Source organism: Nonomuraea deserti, assembly GCF_004348685.1.
Classification (GTDB): Bacteria; Actinomycetota; Actinomycetes; order Streptosporangiales; family Streptosporangiaceae; genus Nonomuraea; species Nonomuraea deserti.
The window spans coordinates 1-2,845 of record NZ_SMKO01000371.1 but is presented as its reverse complement, the minus strand read 5'-3'; the positions used below and the strand labels follow the sequence as shown (position 1 = coordinate 2,845).

The 2,845-nt window shown below is 71.6% G+C and carries 3 protein-coding genes; all 3 read right to left on the bottom strand.

Features of this window, described 5'->3' with window-relative positions; all coding sequences use genetic code 11:
- Positions 1-18 precede the first annotated feature (18 nt).
- Positions 19-912 carry a formyltetrahydrofolate deformylase gene (gene purU, locus E1292_RS56380; RefSeq protein WP_132606814.1) on the bottom strand — a complete coding sequence of 298 codons (894 nt, stop codon included), beginning with the start codon at positions 910-912 and terminating at the stop codon, positions 19-21.
- Entirely contained in the window at positions 909-1,865 is a 957-nt protein-coding gene (locus E1292_RS49995) for a bifunctional 5,10-methylenetetrahydrofolate dehydrogenase/5,10-methenyltetrahydrofolate cyclohydrolase (RefSeq protein ID WP_132606813.1), read from the bottom strand. The genes purU and E1292_RS49995 overlap by 4 nt, the downstream gene beginning before the upstream one ends.
- A 56-nt stretch (positions 1,866-1,921) precedes the next feature.
- Positions 1,922-2,845 (bottom strand): methylenetetrahydrofolate reductase (locus tag E1292_RS49990; RefSeq protein WP_220447464.1); only part of this gene is annotated, 924 nt, incomplete at its 5' end.

Below are 2,845 nucleotides of genomic sequence, written 5' to 3'. Positions count from 1 at the left end.
GACTAGTCGTCGGCAGCGTCAGGTGTGTATAAGAGACAGGTGCAGGACCACGGTCTTGTGGCCGTTGAGCGCCACCCTGTTCTCGGTGTGCCAGCGCACCGCCCTGGCCAGAGCCCGGCACTCCACCTCCCGCCCCAGCGCGACGAACTCGTCGGCGCTGAGCGAGTGGTCCACGCGCGTGATCTGCTGGTCGATGATCGGCCCCTCGTCGAGGTCGGCCGTGACGTAGTGCGCGGTGGCGCCGACCAGCTTGACGCCGCGCTCGTACGCCTGCTGGTAGGGCCGCGCGCCCTTGAAGCTGGGCAACATCGAGTGGTGGATGTTGATGGCCCTGCCCTCGAGGTGCTTGCACAACTCGGGGGAGAGGATCTGCATGTAGCGGGCCAGCACCACCAGATCGATGCGCTCGTTCTGGACGATCTCCAGCAGCCGGACCTCCGCCTCGGGCTTCGTGCCGGGCGTGACCGGGATGTGGCGGAACGGCACGCCGTAGTTGTCGGCCAGCGGCGCGAGGTCGGGATGGTTGGAGACGACGGCGGCGACATCGAGGTTGAGCTCTCCGACGGAGTCGCGGTAGAGCAGGTCGTTGAGGCAGTGACCGAACTTGCTCACCATGATGAGCACACGCTGCTTCTCGTCGGCGTCCCCCAGGCGCCAGGTCATTCCGAAGCGCGACGCGACGTCCGCGAAGTCACGTCGCAGGTCGGGCACGGGCAACGCGAGACCGCCGGCGTGGGCGAACTGCACACGCATGAAGAACGTGTGGCTGTCCGGGTCGTGGAACTGCCGGCTCTGCACGATGGTGCACTGCCTGTCGAAGAGGAACCCGGCGACGGCGTACACGATGCCCGGCGTGTCCGGGCAGGACAACATGAGGACGCACTGCCCGGCGGACCGGTCCGCGGCGGTCATGAGAGCTCCAGGCTGCTGAGGAGGAGGTTGCCGCCGCTCCTGGCGCCGTCGACCGCGCGGGCGCTGAGCGCCCGCGCGGCGGCCGCGGTGTTGCGGAGCAGCCACACGTCGGTGACGGGTCCGACCCCGCCGGGCACCGGCGTGATGGCCCTGACCCGCGCGGCGACGGCTTCGTAGTCGACGTCGCCGACCATGCGGTCCCGGCCGCCGGGGCCGGGCCGGGGGTTGATGCCGACGTCGATGACGACGGCGTGGTCGTTCACGTGCTCGGGCCCGATCAGCCCCGGCCGGCCGGCGGCGACGATGAGGACGTCCGCCCGGCGGGTGTGCCGGCCGAGGTTCCCGGTACGGCTGGCCCACTCGTCGACCGACTCCACCGCCGCCTGCCGGTCGTAGGCGAGCGACACGGCGGGCTTGCCGACGTTGTTGGACCGGCCGACGACCAGGACCAGCGACCGGTGGTAGAAGGCGGCCCTGTCCTCGCCGGCGGAGTCCAGCCAGCTGTCCAGCAGGTGGAAGGCCGAGGCCGCGGTCGACGGCACGTAGCGGGGCACGCCGAGCGCCAGCCGGCCGGCGTTCTCCGGATGCACGGCCTCGATGTCCTTGACGGGGTCGATCGACTGGAAGACGGCGGCCTCGCTGATGTGCGCGGGCAGGGGGCGCAGCACGAGGATGCCGGAGACGTCGGCTGCGGCGTTCAGCCCGCCGACGGCGGAGACGAGGTCGTCCTGCGAGATCGTGGCGGGCAGGTGGCAGGGGAAGTAGGTGACGTCGAGGTCGGAGGCGAGCCGGCGCAGGCGGCGCTCGTACGCGGACGAGCTGTAGCCGTTGCCCACCATGACGGTGGCCAGGCCGGTACGGACTCCTCCCTCCCTCAGCTGCTCGATCTCGGCCGCCACGCTCTCCTTGAGAGCACGGGCGCAGGCTCGTCCGTCGATCACCTGGGCGCTCATGGTCTGGGTCGGCTCCTCGCTGGTAAGTCGGTGTCGTCGGCGCGGCCCCACGGGGGTCAGGCCTGCTGCCCGGCTCCGGCCAGCATCCTGCGCCGCCAGGACTCGGTCTTCTCGAGCTCGTTGAACGTGAACAGGTGGAAGCCCCGCAGGTTGCCGTCCGGTGCCGAGACGCGCGGGGCCAGCCGCTCGACGAGCCGGTCGGGGCTGTACCCGCCGGGCAGCAAGAATCGCCACAACATGCTCTGCTGCTTCTTCAGGAATCGGGCCGACTGGCCGAGCCCGAGGCCGGCGGAGATGCGGATGAGCTTCTGCCTGCTGACGGCTCCGGGCAGGCCGACGTGGATCGGCAGGTCCACGCCGCGCTCCTTGACCCGCCGCGCCCAGGAGGCCGTGGTCTCCGCGTCGAAGCACAGCTGGGTGATGACGTGGGTGGCGTACCGGGCCTTGAGCTCGATGGCGCGGTCGATCATGTCCTGGCCGATGCTGCCGTGGCCCTCGGGATAGCCGCCGATCCCGATCCGGCGGAAGTGGTGCCCGTTCGCGTCGAGCACCTCCAGAAAGGAGAGGGCGTCGGGGAAGCCGCCGGCGGGCTGGGCGGCGTCGCCGCCGATCACGAAGATGCCGTCGATCCCCGCCTCCCGCAGCCGGGCGACGAGGTCGGCCAGCTGCTGCTCGTCCCTGACCTGGCGGGCGGCCAGGTGGGGGGCGACGGTGTATCCGTGGCCGGCCAGCCGCTGGGCCAGGTCGACGGTGGCCGCCAGGCCTTGGGCCTCGGTCGTGGTGACGGTCAGCGGGATGGTGCGCGGCACGTGGGCGAGCACCGCGTCCTCGGTGCCGCGGAACGGCATGATCTCGTAGCTGACGGCGTTCAGCGCCTGGGCGAGCGCCTGCCGGTGCGCGGGCGCCGGGCCCGGGCCGCCGACCCGCAGGCTGCTCATCGTGCCGGTCTCTTCTCGCGCGCGGCCCGGCGGGCGGTGGGG